Source organism: Moorena sp. SIO3B2 (genome assembly GCF_010692525.1).
Lineage (GTDB): Bacteria > Cyanobacteriota > Cyanobacteriia > Cyanobacteriales > Coleofasciculaceae > Moorena > Moorena producens.
On sequence record NZ_JAAHHE010000024.1, the window covers coordinates 47189 to 70858 of the forward strand.

18 protein-coding genes and 2 pseudogenes are annotated in these 23670 nt (G+C 43.9%); 11 read left to right on the forward strand and 9 right to left on the reverse strand.

The annotated features are described in order from the left end of the window. Positions 1 to 127: 127 nt before the first annotated feature. Positions 128 to 529: a pre-16S rRNA-processing nuclease YqgF gene (locus F6K38_RS08600; protein WP_287253126.1), complete on the reverse strand. Its 402-nt coding sequence runs from the start codon at positions 527 to 529 to the stop codon at positions 128 to 130. A 109-nt stretch (positions 530 to 638) separates the two neighbouring features. Here F6K38_RS08600 and F6K38_RS08605 point away from each other — a divergent pair. The 3 genes and pseudogenes from F6K38_RS08605 to F6K38_RS08615 all read left to right on the forward strand — a co-directional run. Further along, positions 639 to 957: pseudogene (locus F6K38_RS08605) on the forward strand (class I SAM-dependent methyltransferase); the annotation flags it as partial. Between the two features lie 887 nt (positions 958 to 1844). Then, positions 1845 to 2093: an IS1/IS1595 family N-terminal zinc-binding domain-containing protein gene (locus F6K38_RS44130; RefSeq protein WP_502708324.1), complete on the forward strand. Its 249-nt coding sequence runs from the start codon at positions 1845 to 1847 to the stop codon at positions 2091 to 2093. A 707-nt stretch (positions 2094 to 2800) separates the two neighbouring features. Further along, positions 2801 to 4303: a high affinity choline transporter 1 gene (locus tag F6K38_RS08615; RefSeq protein WP_287253130.1), complete on the forward strand. Its 1503-nt coding sequence runs from the start codon at positions 2801 to 2803 to the stop codon at positions 4301 to 4303. A gap of 484 nt (positions 4304 to 4787) precedes the next feature. Here the strand turns inward: F6K38_RS08615 and hypA are convergent, their stop codons facing one another. From hypA to F6K38_RS08630, 3 genes are all read right to left on the reverse strand, one after another. Further along, a complete protein-coding gene (gene hypA, locus F6K38_RS08620) occupies positions 4788 to 5168 on the reverse strand; it encodes a hydrogenase maturation nickel metallochaperone HypA (RefSeq protein ID WP_287248705.1) in 381 nt (126 codons plus the stop codon). A 15-nt stretch (positions 5169 to 5183) separates the two neighbouring features. Next, entirely contained in the window at positions 5184 to 6386 is a 1203-nt protein-coding gene (gene speB, locus F6K38_RS08625) for an agmatinase (protein ID WP_287248703.1), read from the reverse strand. Between the two features lie 825 nt (positions 6387 to 7211). After that, positions 7212 to 8189, reverse strand: a complete 978-nt coding sequence (locus F6K38_RS08630; RefSeq protein WP_287248701.1) for a 2-hydroxyacid dehydrogenase — start codon at positions 8187 to 8189, stop codon at positions 7212 to 7214. Positions 8190 to 8324: 135 nt separating this feature from the next. Here F6K38_RS08630 and F6K38_RS08635 point away from each other — a divergent pair. Then, positions 8325 to 8588: pseudogene (locus tag F6K38_RS08635) on the forward strand (ATP-binding cassette domain-containing protein); the annotation flags it as partial. Between the two features lie 383 nt (positions 8589 to 8971). On the opposite strand, the gene F6K38_RS08640 reads toward F6K38_RS08635, so the two are convergent. Continuing rightward, on the reverse strand, positions 8972 to 10174 hold the full coding sequence (locus F6K38_RS08640; protein ID WP_287356454.1) for an aminotransferase class V-fold PLP-dependent enzyme: 1203 nt from the start codon (positions 10172 to 10174) through the stop codon (positions 8972 to 8974). 532 nt (positions 10175 to 10706) lie between these two features. On the opposite strand from F6K38_RS08640, the gene F6K38_RS08645 reads away from it, so the two are divergent. Continuing rightward, complete coding sequence (locus tag F6K38_RS08645; RefSeq protein ID WP_008191493.1) at positions 10707 to 11069, forward strand: response regulator transcription factor; 363 nt, start codon at positions 10707 to 10709, stop codon at positions 11067 to 11069. A 443-nt stretch (positions 11070 to 11512) separates the two neighbouring features. Next, the gene (locus F6K38_RS08650) at positions 11513 to 14473 is read left to right on the forward strand and encodes a methyl-accepting chemotaxis protein (protein WP_008191491.1); all 2961 of its coding nucleotides are present in this window, start codon (positions 11513 to 11515) and stop codon (positions 14471 to 14473) included. 66 nt (positions 14474 to 14539) lie between these two features. Here F6K38_RS08650 and trxA read toward each other — a convergent pair whose 3' ends face one another. Beyond that, on the reverse strand, positions 14540 to 14863 hold the full coding sequence (gene trxA, locus F6K38_RS08655; RefSeq protein ID WP_008191489.1) for a thioredoxin: 324 nt from the start codon (positions 14861 to 14863) through the stop codon (positions 14540 to 14542). A 423-nt stretch (positions 14864 to 15286) separates the two neighbouring features. On the opposite strand from trxA, the gene F6K38_RS08660 reads away from it, so the two are divergent. Further along, on the forward strand, positions 15287 to 15460 hold the full coding sequence (locus F6K38_RS08660; RefSeq protein WP_154659989.1) for a hypothetical protein: 174 nt from the start codon (positions 15287 to 15289) through the stop codon (positions 15458 to 15460). A gap of 582 nt (positions 15461 to 16042) precedes the next feature. Here F6K38_RS08660 and F6K38_RS08665 read toward each other — a convergent pair. The 3 genes from F6K38_RS08665 to F6K38_RS08675 all read right to left on the reverse strand — a co-directional run bounded on the left by F6K38_RS08665 (position 16043) and on the right by F6K38_RS08675 (position 20367). Beyond that, positions 16043 to 17206 carry a GuaB3 family IMP dehydrogenase-related protein gene (locus F6K38_RS08665; RefSeq protein WP_008191485.1) on the reverse strand — a complete coding sequence of 388 codons (1164 nt, stop codon included), beginning with the start codon at positions 17204 to 17206 and terminating at the stop codon, positions 16043 to 16045. Positions 17207 to 17434: 228 nt separating this feature from the next. Continuing rightward, a complete protein-coding gene (locus tag F6K38_RS08670) occupies positions 17435 to 19540 on the reverse strand; it encodes a flotillin family protein (RefSeq protein ID WP_131826844.1) in 2106 nt (701 codons plus the stop codon). Positions 19541 to 19656: 116 nt separating this feature from the next. Then, positions 19657 to 20367, reverse strand: a complete 711-nt coding sequence (locus F6K38_RS08675; RefSeq protein ID WP_287356445.1) for an OB-fold-containig protein — start codon at positions 20365 to 20367, stop codon at positions 19657 to 19659. A 333-nt stretch (positions 20368 to 20700) separates the two neighbouring features. Here F6K38_RS08675 and F6K38_RS08680 point away from each other — a divergent pair, with 333 nt between their 5' ends. The 4 genes from F6K38_RS08680 to F6K38_RS08695 all read left to right on the forward strand — a co-directional run bounded on the left by F6K38_RS08680 (position 20701) and on the right by F6K38_RS08695 (position 23619). Further along, on the forward strand, positions 20701 to 20850 hold the full coding sequence (locus F6K38_RS08680) for a hypothetical protein (RefSeq protein WP_287356447.1): 150 nt from the start codon (positions 20701 to 20703) through the stop codon (positions 20848 to 20850). Between the two features lie 660 nt (positions 20851 to 21510). Then, the gene (locus F6K38_RS08685; protein ID WP_008191475.1) at positions 21511 to 21990 is read left to right on the forward strand and encodes an IS607 family transposase; all 480 of its coding nucleotides are present in this window, start codon (positions 21511 to 21513) and stop codon (positions 21988 to 21990) included. Between the two features lie 56 nt (positions 21991 to 22046). Next, entirely contained in the window at positions 22047 to 23195 is a 1149-nt protein-coding gene (locus F6K38_RS08690) for an RNA-guided endonuclease InsQ/TnpB family protein (RefSeq protein WP_287356449.1), read from the forward strand. Positions 23196 to 23349: 154 nt separating this feature from the next. Continuing rightward, positions 23350 to 23619: a DDE transposase gene (locus tag F6K38_RS08695; protein ID WP_008191471.1), complete on the forward strand. Its 270-nt coding sequence runs from the start codon at positions 23350 to 23352 to the stop codon at positions 23617 to 23619. Positions 23620 to 23670 lie beyond the last annotated feature (51 nt).

Below are 23670 nucleotides of genomic sequence, written 5' to 3' on the forward strand. Positions count from 1 at the left end.
ATATTCTCAGAAGGGATAAGAGAGGGAAGTCAGGAAAGTCAGGAAAGTCAGGGATGTGGGTAAGTTGATCACAGGCTTGAGCATCCTGTCAATAGCTCATGCCCAAGGGAAGACGACGATATCCCTTCTAGCTTTTGCCTTTGATTATATAGCGCTCGATTAACAAAATTGCCACAATATCATCAATGGGTCGAGGAGGTTGGCGCATTCCTTGGGGAATGAGCCGTTGGAACCCTCTGGGAGGATACATTTGCCAGTAGCGTGGGCGAGCTTCTAAACTACTGTAGCGCTCATCTACCAGGACAATAGGTACTGATGCTGGTAATTCCTCCTTGATTTTCCGTTTCCATCTCTTGGCAGTAGTTTGGTCTCCCATGACAATAGTTTCAATGGGGAATTGTTGACACAGTTGCTGGAGTTTTGCGATCGCATTTCCTGAAGCGACTACCTCATGGGTTAGCAGCTGACCCTCTTTTTCCATCACTGCTACACCACATTTATCTCGTCCTGGATCGAAGCCTAAAATCATCTCAAGTCACGGGTTATCTAAATATTTGTCAAAATTGCTAATCTGGCAACACAACTAGTACCCTACTCTACAAGAAGAGTGATTGCCTAAATCCTGATTGGTATTAATCATGGGCGAAAGGAACCTTGAGACAACACCATTACACCAGATGAACCCAGAGAGTCGATTTTCTGAGTTGGTGGCAGATTATGCCAAATACCGACCCAGTTACCCAGCTGCAGCTATCGACAAGATTCTGGAAGGACTTGAGCACACAGAGCAACTGGTAGCTGCGGATATTGGTGCAGGAACAGGAATTTCCTCTCGGCTACTAGCGATGGCGGGGAGTGCAAGTGATTGCCATCGAACCCAATACTCAGATGAGACAAGCTGCTACCACCCATCCATTGGTTGAATTCCGGGATGGAACTGCTCAACAGACCAACTTACCAGGGTAAGCGCAAGAAAAACGAACTCATAATATGCTCAGGGTAAACGTAGATAAAAAAATAGCCAAAAATACAGACATATAAAAATAAGTATGTATTTAAACCGAGAAGGCTAAAAGAATATTGCTGAGGAGCAGGTCAAATTCGTAGAACAAATGTACTAAAATAAGTCATGACTGCTACTGAAGCCCCGAAAACACTGTAGTTCAAGGGTCTGCATAAGTGACATGCTCCCTGAGTTTTTCGTGAGATATGAGTTTTTCTATGAGTTTTTCTATGAGTTTTATGAGTTTTTCTATGAGTTTTGGGAGTATGTCAAATTTGTAGAACAAATGTACTAAAATAACTCATGACTGCTACTGAAGCCCCGAAAACACTGTAGTTCAAGGGTTTGTAGTTCAAGTGTTCTTACAAAATTGACCTGCTCCCCAAATATTCGGGTATTGTGACATGCTCCCCCTATTACCGATTCCCCATTCCCCATTCCCCAGATAATGTACTAATGTTGCTGGATAAGTGACATGCTCCCTGAGTTTTTCGTGAGATATGAGTTTTTCTATGAGTTTTTCTATGAGTTTTTCTATGAGTTTTATGAGGTTCAGAGATATAAAACAGGGCTAATATTATTTTGTTCTCACAAATTGATGGGGAGCAAGTCTATGTTCCAGAACAAATGAACTATGTACCATAGGAGCTTGGCTTTTACCCATGAGGGGGCTATAGCTTTAGTACAAATGTTCTACATAAGTGACATGCTCCCTATTGCTGTACTGCCCATGAAGTTGTGGAACAGACAAAAAGTTCTCAACACTCTTTGTGTAAACTCAACCCAAGACAGCCTAAAACAGCGTTGCTGAATCCAAAAATGGTTTACTAAAAATAAAACCATGGAATGCTCTAAATGTCATAGTCATAAAACTCATAAATATGGTCATCAAAGAGGAAAACAAAGATATAAATGCAACGAATGTGGACGGCAATTTATAGAGGTTAAAACTGAGCGTGGTTACGATGAAAAAACTAAATTTCTCTGCATAAAAGCGATGCAGCGCGGTTTTGGGGGTTCCCCCCATGAGCGACTGTATCAAGACAATGTATCTAAATGGCATGGATTAAGGTATGGCCGTTCAACTTAACGGTCTGCGACGGCAGGTTGAACGCGCACGCGTGACCAAAGGTCAATCCTCATTGGCAAAGGGGTATCAGCTACCTGAAAATCGGTCTGCGCTGGCTAATGGGAGTTCTCCACAAAGGTCGTCCACTTTTAACACCTATCCCCTTGCGATCCCATTGACCCGCAACCGTGCTAAGCGCCGCTCTTAAAGCCCGTGAGGATTTTTATGTTCGCGTAGCGTGACTGCATGTCAATCGCATCTGGTTCTCACGGATTCAGTCGTTACAGTGTCGAGCCTGATACGCATCGGTTTCACGCAGATGTGTCAGGCAGTCAGGATAGGTTCTATAGCAATCCTAAATCATTTGTAAAATATGCAAAATCGTAAATCCTTACTGGGCAAGGGTTATAGCGATAGCTTCGCCGAATATATTTCACGAATCATAAAGGATTGCTATAGACAATTTTCTATGGGTTTACTGTGGTATATTCCTTTCTATCGCTCGGTTTATTGACCCCTCAGGGTAAACGCATCTTGTCAATAAAGTGGGGGTATTTCTCAATAAACCAGGTTTTATTGTGCTTATTGACAATTGGTTGGTTTTCCACATATAGTGCTTAATTTTATAAACACTATATATAGGATTTAAAAAATTAGATGCGTTTACCCTGATTGACCCCTACCTACTCACTACATGTTATACGGTCAAACATTGACCGGGAGTAATTATGGAACAAAAACTTCTTTTCTGGGGAATTTTAGTATTTTTGTTTGCCACCCTGGGAATTGGAATGTGGGCAGCAAAACAAGTAAAAGGAGATAGTGAAAACTATTTGGTTGCTGGAAGAGGGCTAGTCTTACCCCTAGCGGCAGCAACTTTGATGGCGCAGTCGGTAGACTCTAACGCCACTTTGGGCAATACAGATTTGGTGGGGAAATTTGGTTTCTGGGCTGGTGCATCTTTACCCATTGGGTTAGCACTGTGTTTATTTTTAACCGCACTATTTTTTGCCAAACCAATGAACCGCATGGGTTTAATTACCCTGCCAGATTTCTATCGAGTTAAATATAACCGCCAAACTGAAGTAGTAGCATCATTCCTGATGGTGTTGAGTTTTTCCTTTTTGCTAGCTGGTAACTTGGTAGCAGGAGGATATATGTTTGAAGCCTTTTTAGGCACCAGTTATACGGCTGGGATAATGCTGCTAGCGATTGTCGTCTTTATCTATACTGCTAGCGGTGGGTTGTTTGCCGTTGCCTATACCGATGCCATTCAAGTAGGAATTGCTTTTGTCGGTTCTTTAGGTTTACTTTTGTTCATTGCTGGCAACTTTGGCTTAAATATTGCTGCTGATACTGGTCCTTTGGCTTTGGCACAACTAAGCGATCCTGCTGCTGGCGCGGCAGTTAATTGGGCGACTCTGTTAGCGTTGGGATTTGGGGATATTGTGGCGATCGATTTTATGGCAAGAATCTTTGCCGCTGACAGTCCCGAAACTGCCCAAAGGGCTTGTCTAATAGGCTGTGTGGGAACTTTAATTATCGGCATTCCGTTTTCGTTGATTGCTCTGTCTGCACCTCAAATTCTCGCTTCGGCCGGGATTACCCCCGATGGACCGCTCCTTTATGCTCTCCTCGATGGTATAGTACCTCCCCTGCTGGGATTATTAGTCATCGTCGCCATTCTTTCCGCGTCTCTTTCTACCGCTGATGGTGCAATTTTGGGTACTTCTTCCGTAATTGCTCATAATATTATTGGTATCCGCCATGACGACCACAACGCAGCAGGAGACAGGCTGTTAATGATTACCCGCGTCATGGCTTTTGTAATTACCACTTTAGGAGTGATTTTTGCTTTAAAAGTTCCTCAAACTGGAGTTCTACTACTGCTAGCTTTCGATCTGGGATTTGCAGGGTTGGTAGTACCCCTAGCAGGTGGAATTTACTGGTCTAAAGCAACTTGGCAGGGTGCCCTATCCTGTATTATTCTGGGTTCGCTGACGCGGCTGATACTATTTGTATTGATGCCTACTACTTTCGGGATCGATAATACACTGTTATATATTCCTAACAGTATTTTTACTGCTGATTTCGATGGTTTCCCCACTATGATTAGTCCTTTGGTGGGATTGGTCGCATTTATTCTCGTCTCCAATATAACTGGAGGAAGTAAAATTACTAGACAGAGCGTGCGGTCTGAAGAAAGAGAAGCTCAATTGTATCGCAGTTAAAATTATGGCGATCACTTCTAGTAATTCTATCCCAAAATATCGGTCAAGAGCACCGATTAAGTAACTTCTGGGCTGAAATTATTACCCAGTAATGATTTCAGCTTGCATTTCACCCCCCCAGGGTTTTACCAAAATAACCAGGTGCACAAAATTAATTACACATTGTTAAAAACTCAAAACCTTACACTGTAAGGGTTACAGAGATTGGGAATAGGTAATTAATTTTGTTTAGGTGCTTAAAATGATCTAAATTCATACTTCAATATCTTGATTAAGCACCTAAACAAAATACTTTATTATCTACCCATAATAAAAGTCATGTACCTCAAATTATGGTTTTTTTATACTTTTTCAAAAGTTAGTAATAAATACCAAAAAGCGATCGCTTACAGCTCCTAGCGATCGCTTTTTGATTACCCTTCTAATCATTATTGGGGTAATTCATAAATCAATCTAATCGAGCAGGTTAATTTCCAGAGCTGCATCAAAGCTGTGGTATATCGGCTTCAACAGCAGAGCCACAGTATTCAAGTCGGTCAATCTTTAATTCTCGCCCAGAGCGGATGTCTTCCATCGGTGATTTACATTCAGGGCAAGCATATTGACTATCAATCTCAGGCCGATAGTCTTGTTGACACTGATGGCAAAAGGCAATTAAGGGGGTTTCCTGAATCACCAGTTTTGCACCAGACAAAAAGGTGTTGGAAATTTGAGCTTTAAAGGCGAATTCCAAACTCACAGGTTCGACACCAGTGAACTGGCCTACTGTCAGATGGACGCAGGAAATTTTGGGTCGCTCTGGCTGTGCTTGCCACCAATTGCGCAAGGTCACAATTAGTGCCTTGGTCATGTCAGTTTCATGCATTGTTAAAATCCACCTTCAAGTCCACTCTACTAATTCCGGCTGCGCTTCTGGATGAATGTAGGAGGGTTTTTCCTGGCGCGGCAGTTGACCGGATAGCACTAGGTGCCCCATTGTGTCACAGATGACGCGAGTTGCCATCAGGGCAGTGATGTCGCTGATGTCATAGGGCGGTGAGACTTCCACTACTTCCAAACCGCAAACAGGAGCCTGCTGAACTATCTTGCCCAGTAGATACAGAGCTTCCCGGGGGAGCAGTCCGCCCGGTTCGGGCCAGCCTGTACCAGGAACAAAACCAGCATCGATACAGTCAATATCGAAGCTGATATAAATGCAGTCGGTACCGTCTAGTGCCCGTTCGAGGGCAAACTCTACCGCTGCATCCAATCCCATTTCAGTGATATCGGTTACTGTCAGGATATTACTTGCCCGCTCCCGACAAACTTTGACTCCCTGGCGAGGTACTTGCCAACCGCCAATGCCCAATTGCACTAAGTTCTTGGCTGGAGCATTCCTCATGTTAGTTGCATGAAACCAAGGGCAGGTGTGCATCCGCTCATCCAGGTCAGTTTCCTGGGTATCTACATGGCGATCAAAGTGGATAATCCCAACTTTCTTGTCCCCTAAGTGCCGACAAATACCCCGAACGGTAGGAAATCCGATGGAATGATCCCCTCCCAAAATGATGGGAAACGCTCCAGAGCTGAAGATGTGAGCAATGCCCTTAGAAATTTGGTCAAATGACTTTTCGTTGTTGGCTGGAATTGTAAAAATATCTCCCACGTCACAGAGAGTAATTTGCTCTCGTAGGTCAATCCCCAACTCAAAGTTGTAAGGGGTGTACAAAGCAGAAATGCGGCGAATGCCTTGGGGACCAAAGCGGGTTCCAGGGCGATAGGTGGTTCCCGAGTCGTGGGGAACCCCAACAATGGCCACATCGTATGCCTCAACCTGGCGAACATCTTCGAGATAGGGCGCTTTGAGGAAGGTATTGATCCCAGCGTAGTGAGGTAGTTCACCCCGCGAAAAGGTGGGAATGGTGCGATCGCTAATACTCTCTGCCGCTTCCAGCCCGTATTCGAGCCCCTTTGACACCTCCTGCTGCCATCCCGTCAATGGTAGTTGAGCTTCACGCTCCAGGGCACGTTCCGCCTCAGAAGAATTTGAACTGTTACTGCCTGGGCTTTCAAACAAGGGGTTTTCAGAAGAATTTTCAGTCATTTGCACTCCCGAGAAGTTTTCAAAACATCTTAATCAGCGATTTATAGCGTACATTCCGCAGGTTGGAGATGAAAGCTATGGTATTTTTTAACAAAACTTGCTATCCGGGATGGATAGCGAGACGATAACCTACGACGATTCGTGATATAATAAAGTTGGTCGATGACCCGCCTGACTGACTAAAAGGCTACCTTAAAGGTGTAAAAGTACTAGCAGAGCTCAGGGAAGAGACTTGCCCCGGCTGGTTAGCCATAGATGCTGTAATTCCAAGGTGAGTCTGTCGTAACACTATACATCTGCGGAAGGCGGATGTCTGCCTGTGGACGCTGAGTAAGACCAATTCTAGCGCGGCTTTTTGAGGCGTCGGCGGATGAAGCGGGAAACCCTTTTGACGAATAAGACCGTCCCTGATTTGAGTTGAGAATTGGAAGCCCCAACCGAGAGCGTTGCAGGTTGGGGTACTTCACACTTCTCACCGATAGGTTCTGAAATGATAAACCTACAGATTTCTTGGGAGCATCCCAATTTGGCAAATCCATGGCTCAAACTAACGAGAGTACTAGGGTTTAAAAACATAATTGAAAGTGTTATGGGCAAAAATGGGATGCTCCCGATTTCTTTTACTTGAGTTCGATCTCAGGGAGTTGGCTAAAAGCTAGGGCATGTCTGCTTGGGTCTAAAAACCCTTGGTGTAGCGATGCAGGGGAGCCAAGGGAGGCAGGGGAAGTAGGGGAAGCAATGATAAATTACCACTGTCTTACACCCTACTTTTCTTGATCGAGTAGTTTGCAGACAAATCCTAGAACTGAAGGAAACTGATTTAATCTAATAAACTTGTGGATTCACACAATAGGGTAATCGTTTACCCAAAAGTCCAGCAATAAGATTATTCACCGCCATCGTAGCCATTTGCGATCGCGTTTGGTACGTTGCACTACCAATGTGAGGAGTAATGATCAGATTATCCAAGGTCAACAAAGGACTATCCATAGGAATAGGTTCTGGTTTAGTTACGTCCAGAGCAGCCCCAGCGATTTGACCATTCCTCAGAGCTTGGTACAATGCTTCTGGATCTACGATTGCTCCTCGTGCGGTGTTGATCAAGATCCCTGAGGATTTCATCAGCTCAAACTGGGGAGTACTAAATAGATGGTAGGTTTCTTCAGACAGAGCAGTGTGAATGGTAATAAAGTCTGATTGCCTTAGCAACACGTCGAATTCAGCATACTTTACACCAAGGGATTGTTCTAATTCTGAGTCCCGTCGATGCCGACTGTAATAAAGAATTTCCATATCAAACCCTCGCCCACGACGAGCAACAGCTTGACCAATGCGTCCAAACCCAACAATTCCTAAAGTAGCACCGGTGATGTTTGGTCCTAACAATAAAGTAGGTTCCCAAGTCTGCCAATCACCAGCACGTACAAATTTATCTGCTTCAATCACTCGCCGTGCTGTTGCCATTAGTAACATCCAGGCTAAGTCAGCTGTAGCCTCAGTCAGCACACCAGGAGTATGACCAATGGGGATACCCCGGATGGTGGCAGCAGAGATATCAATGTTGTCGTAACCTACTGCTAATTGGCTGATTACCTTGAGGGATGGTGCAGCTTCGATGATTTGCTTGTCAATGGAATCTGTGAGTAGGCACAGTAAGCCATCGATTTCTTTGACTTTGTTCAGCAATACCTCGTAGGGAGGCGGTTGACGCTCTGGCCAGATTTCCACATTGGCGATTTGGTGGAGTTGTTCGAGTCTGGTATCAGGAAGGCGGCGAGTTATCAAGACTTTGGGTTGAGACATGGGGTGGGTCAGTGCTGAGTAGTTTAGTACTTAGTATTGAGTAGTTTAGTGTAGAAAGGCAAATAGAAAGGTATTGTAATGGGTGATACTCTAGCATAGTGATTCCCCTTAGTTAGACCTGGCTGATTGCATTTTCGCCTCGAACAGGCTGCTTATTATTTAGATGTGGTTGGGCTGTCTGGGTTTGCTAAGTCCTATCCAAAAGAATTATCTGGGGGCATGAAACAACGGGTTGCGATCGCAAGATCTCTAGCTTGTCATCCTAAGATCCTGCTGATGGATGAACCCTTTGGCGCACTGGATATACAAAATAAGGAAACCATGCAACAGTTTCTACTCCAGATTTGGCAGCGAACGGGTTGCACTATATTAATGATTACCCATGATGTAGAAGAGGCTAATTATCCTGACATGATATTAACGGTTGACAGCGATGCAGCGCGGTCTTGGGGAGGCAGCGCGGTCTTGGGGAGGCAGCGCCGCCAAAGGGGGTTCCCCCCACTCGCTATTGCCGTGGTCTCCCCCACTCGCTATTGCCGTGGTTTCCCCCACTCGCTATTGCATCAAGACAGTGAACTATCAACCGTTAAGGGTCAATCGGTCAATCGTCAACGAAAAAAGACATCAACTAATACAAAACAAACCTAACTGCAAATGCGATCGCAAACACTAACCCCTCATTATTGAAAGTATGAAATGTGTGTGAATCGTAGGCCATGACTATCTAATGGGGTGCATCTTTCCTTAAACTTTGACTTAAGCTTTGACTTAAGCTTTTCTGATTAATTATCAGAACTAAACCCATCAATGGCCTCAATCAACCTATCAATTTCATCCGGCTGGGTGAAGTAGTGAACACAGGCACGGACACAGTCTGGGTCTCGGAGAGTTCGTAGCAAAAAGCCTTGCTGCTCCAGAAACTCTACTAAGGTGTTATGGCGCTTGCCATTAGTCAACACAAAGGACACCAGACCAGCTTTGGGAGGTAAAGTAGCCAAACAGCTGACTGCTTCTAATTTCGATAAGCCTTGCCATAGGTATTCACTCAATTGACAAATTTGGTGATAACGTTCCTCAGCAGTTCCCCATTGCTGATGAATTGCGATCGCACTACGTAATCCTCCATACAGGGGATAAGCCGAGGTAGCCACTTCAAATCTCTGTCCATCTGGTTGCCAATCCACAGGTTTCCCAGCTTTATCCAGAATAATCCCCCGCCAACCAATAAATGTAGGATTGAGGCTGCCCAAGGCATCTGGACTCACATAGAGACCTCCCACTCCTGCTGGGCCACACCACCACTTGTGACCGGTAAAGGCATAGAAATCTGCCCCCAGTTCGGTTAAGTTTAACGGCAAAGAACCTACTGACTGAGCTGCATCCACTAGAACCCTCACCAATTGGCTACTCTGATCGTAGTTGTGACACACATGAGTAATATCCTTGACTGGCAATACTTGACCGGTATTCCAAAGTAGATCACTCAATACCACCAATCGGGTCTGAGGTCGTAAGTATTGCTCAATAGTTTTAGTGGGGTCTCCCTGATTTAGAGTTGCCATAATTGGACAAGTAGATACCTCTACCTGATACCGACGGGAAATTTCCTGGGCAGTAGCGATAATGCCTTGGTGTTCACAATCACTCATCAGGATATGATCACCCGGTTGCCAATCAATCCCCCACATCGCAATATTGCAGCCAACGGTCACATTTTCTGTGAGGGTGATCGTTTCTGCTGATGTCCCCAACTCTGATGCGATCGCACTTCTAGTTTTGTGGGATTCCTCGGTAACCCAGTCATTGACTTTACCAGAGAATGGGCCATAGCGCTGCAGATACTCATAGGCTTGTTGGATAGCATTTAGAGATGCCAGAGGCAGAGTCCCTTGGCCCCCAAAATTGAAATAGGCTTTGTGGGCTAATGCCGGAAATTGCTGTCGGTGGATTTCCCGTGGAGTTGCTGTAGGAGATATACCAGTCATGAGCATTTTAGTCATTCCCGTGGTATTTTATCTTATTAGCCCCGTGGACAAGCTAAAATTTTTTGGATATATTGAACTAAGACATATGTCTTAATTTAAACAGCGCAAATTTAGTGCATTTCTACAGCTCTGCTTGAGCTTGTCAAGTGCATATGTATAAAATTTAAGCAATTCCTCAGTTGACGGTAGCTAACACTAATCCGTTGGTCTTGGGGTTATTTTATTATGTATGCTCCAGTCAACTGACTCTACTACTGTCTTTGGATTAAGTCCATAGCAGTAAGCTAGAACCGGTCTAATTAGCCGTATTAATTATAAAAGTTTTATAAAACTTTTATAAAAGTTTTATAAAACTTTTATTTTTTACTAGGTCAATGAAAATCAAACTTGACTAAACTTGAAAAGTTTATTGAATTGAACGTTTTTTGTTGAGTTGACCCTATTGGACAGTCAACAGTCAATAGTAAACCAATAGTCAACAGTCAACAAGTTCATGATTAGATTATAGTGTTAAACACCAATTAATTGAACTATGAGTAAAGTTTTGATTGTTGAAGATAACCTGGCTCAGTTAGAGTTAATGGCTAGATACCTACGGGAAAGTGGTAACACAGTTATTTGTATTGCCGATGCTAAAGATGCTTTGGATAAGGCAGTAACGGAAAAACCTGATGTTATAGTTCTAGATATAGTTATGCCAGGAATGAGTGGCTTTGAGTTGTGCCGCAGCCTGAAGAACCATCGGGATACCACTAGCATTCCCATTGTTATTTGTTCTTCTAAAAATCAGGACATCGACCGTCTATGGGGTATGAAACAAGGGGCTGATGCCTATCTCACCAAACCTTTTTCTAAACAGCAGCTAGTGGACATTGTTAAGTTGGCTGTGGTTTGAGTCATCAGTTGATTCACATCATTTGATTCATAGGAGTCATAACACTAATTAGCCCCTAATAATTTATCTCTTAAAAGAGATAAAAGTAATAGATAAAAATCGATTTAATTTAAATTAATTTATTTCTGTTATTATTATTGCGATTATTTTTTTTTTGTGGCTAGCGATATTACAGGCAACACAGTACTGTCATAAAAATTATAGCATTTATCATCAAATAGGTGAAGTCCACAAGTTTTGGATTTTAGGGAACAGGGAACTTCGGATCAGGGCACAGGGTAAAAATAGGTGTCTGTACCTCATTAATATGAGCTCCGCTATAAAAAAAATAAAATTTATTCTATTTTATTGAAATCACAAAAAATTCAAATAAAAAAAATAATAAGATACTTATAATTTTTTTTATTTTTTTTTAATTAAACTAGTTGGATAGTTACTTAATAATGACAGGTAGACAATTGCGCCCCGTAATCAAGCCAACGACTACCCTCAGAATTTCTTATTCTCAACAAAGCAAAAAATCACGCCTACAATGGTTTTATAACTTACCAGTTAGGAGTAAGCAAATTGTTAGTTTGTTTTCCTCCGAAGTAATCTCTGTGGCTGCACTAATGGGTGTAGGAGCAATATTAATTATATTCGGAGGAAGAGCACAATTACGTGGACAAGCTCAGTCAGAATTGGCTGTCACAGAAATCAACTACAACATTAAAATCAACCAAATGGGGTTTGGTTTCCGTGGTCAATCGGAAAATACTGCTATTATTGAAGCTGCTCTTGCCCATAGTAGAAATCAGTTATTGTCCAAGTCATTAAAGGGACAAGTTAAGCAGATTCTCCAGAATGAAGTTAAGGCTCGCCAGATTGAATATGCCACTCTGGTGGACAAAGATTTACGAATTATTGTTAATGCTAATGCTGACCGGAAAGAAGAAAGGTTTGATCCCAATAACCTGGTTAGTCAAGTCCTCAAGCAGTCTCAGCAAATTACAGCCAATCAAATTGTAAGCTGGGAAGAATTAAAAAAAGAATCACCCCCTTTGCCTGAGGGGTTGATCAAGCAAGATGCCCTAAAGCAAGGTGCCCTAATTCGTTACACGGTCACACCAGTAAAAGACCGAAAAACTGACGAGGTGATTGGTGCTTTGGTTTCTGGGGATATTGTTAATGGCAAGGAACCGATTGTCAAGGAAACCCTGAAAACCTTTAACGGAGGCTACAGTGCTGTTTATTTGCGTCAGCCTTCGGGAGAATTTGCTTTAGTAACAGCCTTAGACCAAGGTAAAGCTGCCAATTTGGAGCAAGCCCAATCTGATCTTCCCTTACCTAACCAATCCCTACTTGAGAAAGCTGTTAATGTTGGTAAAGTGGGCGAGTTAGTTACCGACCGTCAGAAGGTAGGAGAGCAAACCTACACCATGGCAGCAAAAGCTCTAATGGATTCTCAGGGAGAACCGGTGGCAGTATTAGTCCGGGGGACTAGCGAATCTGACCTGAATGATTTTCTTACAGGTAGCCTACTGGTACAAGGGTCGATTGGGTTCTTGGCATTAGCAATAGATGTATTTTTGGCAATTCTGCTGGGGCGGTCTATTGCTGAACCGATTAAAAGGCTACACCAGACTACCCATAAATTTGCAGCAGGCGATCGCCAAACCCGTGCTGAGGTAATAGCTACTGATGAACTTGGTCAACTGGCAGATACCTTCAATAAACTTGCTGACAACATCGTATCTAAGGAAGAAGCTCTCGCTCAACAGGCTTTTCTGCAGCAAGCCATAGCGGAGCGCTCCCAGTTATTGGCTGAGTTTACCAGCCTTATTTATAAATCTGTGACATCAGAAAATATCCTCAGTACCTCAGTAGATGGAGTTCGCAGCATCTTGCAAACCGACCGGGTGGTGATCTATAGATTCAATGAAGGGTGGGATAGTGGAACAATCATGGCGGAATCCGTAGCACCTGGTTGGATTCAAGCCATGGGGAAATTTATCAATGACCCATTGCGGCCAGGGTCTGTGGATCGGTTCAGAAGCGGGCGAGTTTGGGTTTGCCATAACGTTTATGAAGCTAGCTTAACGGGCTGCCACTGTGAGATTCTCGAACGGCTACAGGTCAAAGCCAACATAGTTGCGCCCATTTTGCATGAGGAGGAACTGGTAGGTTTATTATGTGCTCACCAGTGTTCTGAGCCACGGGACTGGCAGCCAGAAGAGGCGGATTTATTAAAGCAATTGGCGATTCAGATTGGCTTTGCCCTCAACCAAGCTGATCTGTTTGAACAGTTACAACAAGCACGAGTAGACGCGGACTTAGCGCTAAAGAAAGCAGCATCAACCTCTGACCAAATCGAACAAGCACGCCGGGCGGCGGAGTTAAATGCTATTGAACAACGTCAGCAAAAAGAAGCACTCCAGCACCAAGTACTGGAACTTTTGTATAATGTGGAAAATGCTGCCAAGGGAGACCTCACAGTCCGGGCGGAAGTGGGTGAGGGGGAAATTGGTACAGTGGCGGACTTCTTCAATGCCCTGATTGAAAGTTTGCGGCAAATTGTGATCCAGGTCAAACTTGCCTCGACCCAAGTTAATACTGCTGTTGCTGCTGATGAACAGGCAGTGGGTGAATTAGCCCAGCAAGCCATCGAGCAGTCAGATAAGGTTACCAACACTCTAAGCTCTATTGAGCAGATGATGTACTCGATTGAAGCCGTCTCAAAAAATGCCCGCCAAGCAGCAGACGTTTCTCACATCGCCTCAAACGCTGCCCTTACTAGTGGGCAAGCCATGGATAGCACAGTTAAGACTATTGTAAATTTGCGAGAGACTGTAGTCAACACAGCAAAAAAAGTAAAGCTGCTAGGGGAATCTTCTCAGGAGATTGCTAAAGTAGTGGGGTTGGTACAGGAAATAGCCGTACAGACTAATTTACTGTCAGTCAATGCTGGGATTGAAGCGAGCCGTGCGGGAGAAGAGGGAGAAGGGTTTCGAGTGATTGCGGAACAAGTGGGTAGACTAGCAACCCAGTCAGCCAATGCCATCAAAGACATTGAACAGGTGATTGACACCATTCAGCAGGAAACCCAAGAGGTGGTCAAAGCCATGGAAGACGGAAAAAAACAAGTGGTTGATGGAACCCAAATGGTTTTCAAGGCTAAACAGAGCCTAGAAGAAATTGTTGCCGTCTCCCATGAGATTGACCAGTTAGTCCAATCTATTTCTAACGCCACAGTTTCCCAAGCCAAAACATCTCGGGACGTTACTGACTTAATACAGGAAATTGCTGCCACCTCCCGACAAACCTCTCATTCTTCTGGGGAAGTCTCTCAATCCCTACGAACAACTGTAGAGGTTGCCCAGAAGTTGCAGATGTCCGTTGGTCAATTTAAGATTGGTGACGAATAGCTGAGGAGCTGAGGAGGTGGGAAGCAATCTTTTACATTTCCCCTTTTGCCTACAAGCCTTTTGCCATTAGAGGTGCTTTTCGAGAGTATTCCCCAAGGTAGTTTTGGGGACTGCACCCACCACCATATCTACTCGTTGACCTCCCTTGAAAATCATCAACGTTGGTATGCTGCGGATACCATAATCACCTGCCACCTTAGGATTTTCGTCGGTGTTCAGCTTAACGACTTTCACCTGACCCTCGTACTGGTCTGCTATCTCATCTACAACCGGAGACACCATCCGACAGGGACCGCACCAAGGTGCCCAAAAATCTACCAATACTGGGATGTCGCTCTCAAGTACCTCTTTCTGAAAGCTGGAGTCTGTAACTGGGGCGGCTTTTGACATGCCTGGAAATCCTTGCGAATACTTTTGCTACGTACCTACGAAATTCTACCATAGTCACAACACCGATTAAATATCTTGGGCAAAAGTTGACACTCCCATGGGGCGGGAACAGCAGGTGACGCGGTTAGAAGTTACAGGTTGAAGGTTACAGGTTGAAGGTGACGCGGTTAGAAGTTACAGGTTGAAGGTTACAGGTTGAAGGTTACAGGTTACAGGTTACAGGTTATTAGGTTACAGGTTATTAGGTTACAGGTTATTAGGTTACAGGTTATTAGGTTACAGGTTATTAGGTTACAGGTTATTAGGTTACAGGTTACAGGTGGCAGTTTGAAGGTTACAGGTTATCTTCTCAACTTTCAACCTTCAACCAGCTAACCTTGGGCTATTGGCCACGCTACGCGAACAACCTTCAACCAGCTAACCTTGGGCTATTGGCCACGCTACGCGAACAACCTTCAACCAGCTAACCTTGGCCTATTGGCCACGCTACGCGAACAACCTACCCTACAAGGGACGCCAAAGGCGAACAACCTTCAAAATGAGCCAAATAAGGAACCGCCCGAACTAGGTCCGGGCGGAGTGTGGTGTGAGGAGTGAACGGAAACATTTGTCTCCGCTTTTTCCATTGTATGTCACCGTTGATTTTTTTTCAGCAATTTCCAAGCCAGATACATTTAACCCAGCATTTCCGCCGCATCTGCAGAAGCCTTGTATAGCACATCATTAACTGATGGGGAGGTATCTCTCAAAGCTTTTGGGATTTTCCCAAAAGCGCTTGCCCAGAATCTGGGCATATTTGACATTTACTACAAAACAGATTTGATTAGCTGTCTGATGCTTCAATGTCATAGATTTATTTAATGATACCAGGTTTTCCGGCACTTTCTGAAAAAATCCTACCAGTCGAAAAATTTTGACGATAGGCGGTGAGCGTGATAAGTATATCTACTCATTGCTTGAACTATTGTGCTTGAACTATTGTGCTTGAACTATTGTGCTTGAACTATTGTGCTTGAACTATTGTGCTTGAACTATTGACAACAGTTGTTAGTGAACTTTAGAAAGCTGTAGAAAAGCTGATATATCTAATACCATAATATTTGGTAATTGTCAATGGTCAAGTTTCAATTTTAAATTGATGAACAACCAAGAATGATAAGTATTCAACTAGACACTATATTATTTACCCATACCCAACTGCTGAGCTTTCTGGTATACTTTTCCTTCTGTTAGCAGAGAGGGAGCAATCACTACTTCCACTTGTTGCATTTCCTTGAGGTTTTTTGCTCCGAGGGTTCCCATACTGGTTTTCAAGGCTCCCAAAAGGTTGTGGGTGCCATCATCCATTTGGGCTGGTCCAGTCAGAATTTGCTCAAGTGTGCCAGTGCTGCCCACTTTAATTCGTGTCCCACGGGGTAGCACGCTGGAAGGGGTTGCCATCCCCCAATGAAATCCTTGTCCGGGAGCTTCTTTGGCACGGGCGAAAGGAGAACCAATCATCACCCCATCAGCACCACAAGCAATACACTTACAGATGTCACCTCCTGTAATTAAACCGCCATCAGCAATCACTTGCACATAGTTACCGGTTTCGAGATAGTAGTCGTCACGGGCAGCAGCGCAATCTGCAACTGCTGTTGCCTGAGGTACACCGACACCCAAGACACCCCGAGAGGTACAAGCAGCACCAGGACCAATACCCACCAAGACAGCAGTTGCCCCAACTTTCATCAAATTGAGGGCAACGTCGTAGGTCACGCAATTCCCCAAAATTACTGGCATGGGCATATCCTGACAAAACTGTGCCAAATCCAGGGGATTGATGGACTCTGGTGACAGGTGAGCTGTAGAAACGACTGTTGCTTGAACAAACATTAAATCAGCACCAGCCTCTGCCACTACCTGACTATATTTACTGGCTCCAGCAGGGGTCAGACTCACAGCTGCAATAGCACCTTGGTCTTTGATTTCCCGAATTCGCTGGGTAATCAATTCTGGCTTAATCGGTGAACTATAAAGTTCCTGCATCAGGGGAACAAACTCAGAATTTCCCACCGAGGCAATGCGGTCTAGAATGGGTGATGGGTCAGAATAACGGGTTTGAATCCCTTCTAAGTTGAGAACCCCCATTGCCCCAATTTGGGACAACTTGACTGCCATGGACACATCAATCACCCCATCCATAGCGCTGGCGATAATAGGAATTTCTCGTTCAATACCGCCAATACGCCAGCGAGTATCAGCCAAACTGGGGTCGAGTGTCCGCTGTCCGGGAACAAGTGCAATTTCATCGATGCCGTAGGCTCTGCGAGCTATCTTACCTCGCCCAATTTGAATATCCACGCTGTTTTTCTTCCGAGATTATTTTAGCTAGGTTATCAAATTGGAGCGAAGATTGCTCGAACTATACAAAGAAACTATGAATTGTGAAGCATGAAGTATCAATTATGAATTCTTAATACTTCAGGTGCGCGCCCGTTCGCGCACCTTGAGGTGGGATCCAAGGGCGATTTACTCGCCCATTGGAAAGCCCACCTATAGCGAATTTAATTCGCCAAGGTCAAGCGCACCTTAGCCTTTCCCTGATTTCGGTTTCTTGATGCTTGGCTGGGTAAGGTGGTTTTTTTCGGTAAGGTTTGAGGTTGCTGGTGGCCGTGATGGGATGATATCCGTGGTCGGGGTTTTCTTCTCCTTTGGTGTGATTGTGTTACTGGTGATTGTGCTACTGTTGTGAGTCATCATCTGGCGGATTTGACTAATCAACTCCCCTAGCTTGCCTTCCTCTAACAAACCATTAATCATTGATAAGCCACTGGTAGACAGTAGTAGTTTGTTGATGTCACCTACACTGCTAGCTCCGTTACCATTATTGCCATTGACACCGGGGAAGGAGTAAATCCGAGTATCTCCCAAAATTCCTGGCTGGGGAGCCAAGGCTTTGGCAATTTCTGGTAGTTGATTTGCCAACTCTGGCCATATGGTAGTGATGATTTTAGCAGTTAGCTGAGCATCGCTGATGGAATTTTCGGCTTCGATCAGGGATCGTTTACCTTCTGCCTCTGCCAAGGCTTTATCCCGATTTGCGTCTGCTAGGGTGCGGATCGACTCAGCTTCTAGTTCTGCTGCTTGTCTGGCTGCTTCAGCTTGACGAGACCGGCGGAATACATCGATTTCCACCACGTTTTGCTCACCAATCCGCCGTTGTTCGGCTTCTTGTTCAGCAGCAATCATAGAAAGGCGTTGTTGCCGTTCGGCCTCTTCTACTTCCTTAGCCGTGGCTACAGCGGCTTCAGCTTGAGCTCGTTCGGCTTCGGAATTGAAGCGATCGCGTTCTTTTTCAGAAATTGCGATCGCAGCGTCTTGTTGAGCAATTTTTGACTCTCGTTCTGCTTCTGCCAATTCTACCTGAGAATTAAGCAACGCAGCATCGACGGTTTTCTGACGAGTAACTTCAGCTACTTCTGCTTCCTGTTTTTGCAGGATTTGTGCCACCTTGAGGGCTTTATTCCGTTCTTCTAATTCAATATCTGCCTGAATTTTCTTAGCTTGGACTCCCAGCTGTTGTTGAATCTTTTCCTCTTCTAAGGTTTTCTGACGATTAATTTCTGCCAATTCAGCTTCTTGTTTTTGCAGGGTTTGTGCTACCTTAAGGGCTTTATTCCTTTCCTCTAGGGTGATATCGGCTTCAATTTGGCTTTGCTGCAAGGCCAGTAGTTTCCGAATTTCTTCCTCTTCTACAGACTTATTCTGTAAAATTTTAGTCCGCTGAATTGTGGCTGCTTCTGTGGCTTTAGCTTCTTCGATTTCCCGCTCACGCTGGGCTTTTAGGGCTTCAACCTCAAGCTTTTGACCCAGTTTCGCTTCTTCTTGTTCTTGGGCAATGCGTAGGGATTGCTTTTCAGCGTTGAGTTCTTTCTCTTCAATGGCAACTTTGGTATTTAGCTCAACTTCAGTTTTTTGCTGAATTGATTTTTGAATAGTTTCCGTGCGCAGACGTACTCCTTGGGCATCAAAGAAGTTATTCGTATCGTAGGTATCACTTTCTTCTATCTCAGAAATCGCGATATTATTGAGGGTTAATCCGACTTTTCTTAAGTCTTGCTGAATTAAATTCAACACTTCATCAGCAAATCCTAATTTATCGGAATCAATTTCTGCCAAATTCTTTTTCTTGGCTGCTGCTCTAATAGCATCATCCGCCCGTTTTTCGATAGCTTCTTTAATATCTTCGGGGGAAATTTTACCTTCACGAGATAGTCGTTGGGCAGCGGTAATCACATCGTCTTCATTGGCATTGATACAGACATAAAAGGTTACCCGCATATTAGCCCGCAGGTAATCTTGGGTCCGAACTGCTAGGTTACCGGTTCGCTCAACATCAATAGAAATTTCTCTGAGTGGGATACGGGTAAGTTCATGAAATCCTGGCAAAACCACACACCCGCCACTGAGAATAACCGTTTTCTTTTTGACAAAGACACCACCTGTCCGCAAAAATGCTTCGTTGTTGGGGGTGATGACATAAACTCTGGTGTAAGCCCAGATGCTTAATAGCAATAATACAATCAGACCTCCAATTACACCGGGGAAAAATAGAATTCCAGGAGGAAGCTGGGCTATAGATGACTGTACCGGAACAGTTTGCACTGTTGTTGTATTCATCGATGAGTTTGACATGGCTAAATCGATTTGCTGATAAATGGAGCTCTATATACTAATCAGGGAAAATCAGAAAATTTATGATAATCTTGACGAACTGATATACATCACAGCAGGTTGTGGGCCTTTGCTGACTAATAAGCATTGTCAAACCAGGCTTGCTGATCAGCACTATCTTTAAGCACTACGAGATAGTTATGATGGTGTCGGTCAATCACTAACACTTTGTTCCCCCGTTTAGGAGTAACTGTTGCCCAATTTGGTAAGGTGGCATTGACTGTAACTAAATTACGAGCTGGATCTAGGACATCGACTTGACCGATTTTGCCTTGGTTTTCCTTGGGAAGGGTGGCAGATGAAACTGTACCTTGACAGCCAATTAAGCGATCGCTACTGGTATCTTCTCCAAAGGAGGCGAAAATTTTTCCTATCGGTCGAGAGATGAATCCTCCGGTAACTAGGGTCAGGAACAATGACATTACTGATACCACCCCTGCCAAAAACCCAGTGGGAATACTGCCAGTAACACCACCAATCATGACATTGAACATCCAGCCGAAAAGTCCCAAAAGACTACAGTCTGTTGCCAAGAGTAAAATTAGGGGGGCTTTGCCGATACCTACCCATCCTAGAATATCAATACCGCCTAAATCATCATCGGCATCAGTATCTGTATCAGTACTGACATCAACATCTGTATCCACATCCAGATTCACATCCAGATCTACATCTGCATCTATATCAATGTCATCGTCTCCGCCACCGGAAACAATGACTAACAGAAACAGTAGAACTCCCATACCCAAAAAGATCCAGTAGGGGAGGTTGGCTAGGTTAAATAGCATGGGTGTATGCGATCGCGTTTTTTGAATGAATTGTTGCTCTATATATTCAGCCTAACGACTGGTTTCTTGGAAATCGGGAAAATGTATAGTATTTTTAATATTCTTGAAAGATTAACCTTAAGCCGATATTATGCACTTTAAAGTGTCACATTAACAATTAACTGAGAAAGGAATAGAAGGCTATCGCCGATCCGAGAATATCTAGCAAATACCCAGGAGTGCAACAACACTGGTTTGTGCTGGAAAGTCAGAAGCGCAAGGAGTCTGACCTCAAGCAACTGCAGAAGAAACTTAGCCATTGCAACACCCCACTGGCAAACCAAACTACAGAAATTGAGCGTGCAAGAGTTGGCCTGTGAGCCAGATGCATGGGCTGGTCTCGATCAATTTGAACAGCGCTTACCCTGGCATCGACTGGAGACCCGCACTGTGGTGTCGAAACCCCATGATCAGAAACGGGGCAAGCCCAAAGCTCGAACCTAACTCAACGACATCACCTATCACGTTCAAGCCCACGGCAGTCGCTCATGGCGGAAAACCCCAAGACCGCTTAGGTGCGCTTGACCCGTAATTAAATTCGCCACGGGTCGCACCTCTGCATCGCTTTAGAAATTTTATCTAGAAAATCTTGCCTTTTTTATTCATTATTTTCTCCATAGCCGTAAGTTTATTTTTTCGGATAAAAATAATTTTTAAGGCTTGCTTTATAGTGATATAAATAATTTTTTTTTCACAACTTTGCTATTTCGTTATTAAATTAACTGATTTTTTTAATATCAATAAATTAATAAAAATCCCTGATTTTCGGAGTTTATCTATTTTTATAACCCTCTTTTTACCTATAATTTTCTGTTGACTTTCTCTTTTTTAAGCAGATAATTGTATTTCGGCTAATTTCCAAGATATGACTAGCTTGAGTTTTTCCCATGGCATCGTCAATAGCACTCATGACTTTTGTTCTTAAATCGTAACTGTCAGAAACTAGGCTTTTATTAATTAATTAATAACCATTGACTTGATGACTAGTATGTCCTATTATTTGCTTCGACTGCTATAGGACGGAACAATTTGAGGGTTGGTAAACAGTAGTAAAAAGTTTAACAAAGTCTAACAATCTCTAGAATTATTTGTTAGACTTAAATAATGGCATTAGTACCAATCCGTAAGGCGGTCGAACTTACGGGACTCTCCAGGAACACCTTAAGGAAGTACGCAGACAATGGCACGATCAAATCTGAAAGAACCCCAAGCGGATACAGGCTCTTTGACACAGGTAGTCTCCAACGCCTTGGGAAAAGCCAAGGAATTCAACGGGCTACAATCTGTTACTGCCGAGTCAGTAGTAGCAAACAATTTGACGACCTTGCCAGACAAGTTGCCTACATGCACTCCCTCTTCCCGCAAGCAGAAATCATCCAGGACATCGGTTCAGGACTTAACTACAAACGCTTTGGTCTTAGAACCATACTGGAGCGACTTATGCGCTGTGATCAGCTCACGATTGTTGTTGCCTGTAGAGACAGACTTACCCGATTTGGGTTTGAACTCATTGAGTACTTGGTTAGAAGTTACCGTAAGAGTAGTGCAGCCTTTATAGTTGGTAAATTATGCAGCATAGGGTAAAGGTTTTGTAGTAAGGCTGCACTACTCTAAGGTTTCATCTCCGGTCAGTCTCAACGGTGGAAAAATCTTGGTTCTCGACCAACCTGAAAGTTGTCCAGAATCCGAGCTTACCGCAGATCTTCTCTGAATCATTCACGTCTTCTGTTGCCTTGTCCACGGACTCAGGAAGTACGGGTCAAAAATCAAAAAAGATCCGGATATTCCTGGATGCACAGCAGAGGGCGACTGTCCGTAAGTGGTTCGGAGTGTCCCGGTATGTTTTTAATAAAACCGTCAAAATACTGCAAAATGGCGAAATAAAAGCTAACTGGAAAGCCCTTAAAACCGGAATATTGCATGGTCTTCCTGAATGGTGCGGGACAGTGCCTTATCAGATTAAATCCATAGCGATTAAGGATGCTTGCACTGCTGTTAGGGAGGGGAAGAAAAAATCTAAGAAGACTGGGCAAATTAACCGAGTTCGATTTAGGTCTCGTAAGAATCCAGTTCAGTCTTGTTATATCCCGAAGTCAGCTGTCTCAGACAAAGGTGTTTATCACACAAAACTAGGTAGATTGACCTTTGCTGAGACAGTCCCCGATCAGATTGGGGACTGTCGATTAACTAGCACCAATGGGAACTACTACTTAACAGTTCCCCACAAGACAACTCAAATTAAGACCGAAAACCAAGGTATAGTAGTGGCTTTAGACCCCGGTGTTAGGACATTTTTGACCTTTTTTAGTGAGACTTCTGTTGGTAAGATTGGGAATGGTGACTTTTCTCGGGTTCAGCGACTTTGTTCCCATCTCGATTGCCTTTTGTCAAAAATAAGTAAAGCAAAAGGCAAGCAGAAATATCGGATGAGAAAAGCGGCCAGACGGATAGTCATCAAGATCAAAAATCTGATCAACGAATTACATCACAAAGCTGCCCGATTCCTAGTAGATAACTTTGATGTGATACTGCTTCCTACTTTTGAAACTTCTGAAATGTCCAAAAAAGGAAACAGAAAAATCAGATCTAAAACGGTTCGCAACTTACTATCATTTGCTCACTATCGTTTCAAAGAGTTTCTCAAGCATAAGGCTCAAGAGACAGGGAAGTTTGTAGTTGACGTCTGTGAAGCTTATACCAGTAAAACTGTTAGTTGGACTGGCGAATTAGTAAACATTGGCGGTAACAAGACTATTAAGTCAAGAATTGATGGTCAGGTAATGGATTGACCTTTGGTCACGCTTCGCGAACGGGACATCAATGGCGCGCGAGGAATTTTTCTTCGCGCTTTGGGAGATACCCCCTGGCTGAGAAATCAGCTTGCATTGGCGGGCTAAGATGTACTTTGGTAGATTTTGGTAGCTAAAAAGTATCGGTAAACGAGTGCTCGACAAAGTCAAACAGATGGGCAAGGCGGTCTCGCGGTTGTATCTGATTTGGGTTGATGGAGGCAATAGTTGTGAGCCTTTGATCATGTGGGTCATGGATTTGTGCGGTTGGATGGTACAATTCTTACTCCGACCCCAACAGACCAAAAGCTTCGTACTGCTTAAAAAGCGTTGGGTAGTGGAGCGCACTTTTGGTTGGCTGATGGGATGCTGTCGATATGGTCAGAGACTTATGAGTTATTGGCTCAAACATCAGAGACATTGATTTATCTGGCTATGATACGGATCATGGATCGCCGCTTGGCCTAAAATTTGA